Source organism: Rhodoferax sp. RT5P35 (assembly GCF_056521385.1).
Genome location: NZ_JBWMAX010000177.1, coordinates 1 through 1,308 on the forward strand (window position 1 = coordinate 1; position 1,308 = coordinate 1,308).

Sequence of the window (1,308 nt, forward strand, 5' to 3'; positions counted from 1 at the left end):
GTTGAGCCGCCACTTCTGCTTCGGTGGGTTTGAACTTCACCCCTCGAAAAATTTCAATTCCATGCAGCGTGGCGTGGGTGTGTGCTGGTCAAGTTTTTTCGGACACCGCGATAGGTTGTTTGATTGCCGATTGCTGCTCGAAAGCATTGGGTGGCAAGTTGCCCAGTTTGGAGTGCAGCCGCACGCTGTTGTAGAAGCCAACGATGTAGTCGGCGATATCGGTCATGGCCTCGGCGTGGTTGGCGTAGTCGCGCTGCCAGACCCGCTCGGTCTTGAGGCTTAGGAAGAAGCGCTCCATGACAGCGTTGTCCCAGCAGTTGCCTTTGCGACTCATGCTGCCGACTAGAGCGTGGCGCGCCAGCAGCGCCTGGTGCAGCGCGCTGGCGTACTGGCTTCCACGGTCGGAATGAACAATCAGCCCTGGCGCGGGGCGGCGCTGCGCGATGGCCAACTGCAGCGCCGCGCACACCAACTCGGCATGCATGGTCGGCGCCATCGCCCAGCCCACGACTTTGCGGGCGTACAGGTCCAGCACCACGGCCAAGTACAGCCAGCCACTGCGTGTGCGGATGTAGGTGATGTCGCTCACCCAGGCCTGGTTGGGGCTGCTCGGGTTGAAGCGGCGCGCCAGCACGTTGTCCGAGACCGGCAGCGCATGACTGCTATCGGTGGTGTGAACGAACTTGCGCCGCCACAGGGTCCGCAACCTGTTTTCACGCATCAAACGCCGTACGCGGTAACGCCCGATGTGCAGCCCCTGAGCACGCAGTACCGCGCCAAGGCGACGGCTGCCATAGACCTTGCCGCTGGCGGCAAACTCGGCCTTCAATTGCGTGCTGACCAAGCAGGCCTTGGGCGCAATTTTGGCGCGCTGGCGGGCACCGTAATAGCCCGAACGGCTGACACCCAGAACACGGCATAGCCGCTCAACGGTGACGGCCTTCTTGTGCAACTGCTCGACGAACTGGTAGCTCATCGAAGCTCGCGGGCAAAGAAGGCCGATGCTTTTTTTAGGATATCTACGTCGCCGCGCAGTTGCTTGTTCTCGGCCTCCAACTGGCGGATGCGTTGCTGCTCGACGGTGAGCGGTTTGCCGATGCCGGGGCGGCCTGCGGCCTCTTCATCGGCTTGCGCCAGCCAGCGCCGTACGGCCGTCTCGCCGAGCTTCAGGTCGCGGCAAACCTCAATCACGCTCAAGCCCTGCTCGCGAATCATCTGCACGACTTGCAGCTTGAACTCCGCGTTGAATGTTCGTCTTTGCTTCTTGGTCATATTTCTCGTCCAGGTGGATTCCACCTATCGAGGTGT

Annotated in this window: 1 protein-coding gene; it reads right to left on the minus strand. The window is 61.3% G+C overall.

The annotated features are described in order from the left end of the window. Positions 1-88 precede the first annotated feature (88 nt). Positions 89-1,272 (minus strand): IS3 family transposase gene (locus AC097L_RS24740; RefSeq protein ID WP_479589367.1). Its coding sequence is split into 2 segments (ribosomal slippage): positions 89-1,002 and positions 1,002-1,272, totalling 1,185 coding nucleotides; the frame shifts between segments, so codons are not numbered across the junction. Positions 1,273-1,308: the final 36 nt, after the last annotated feature.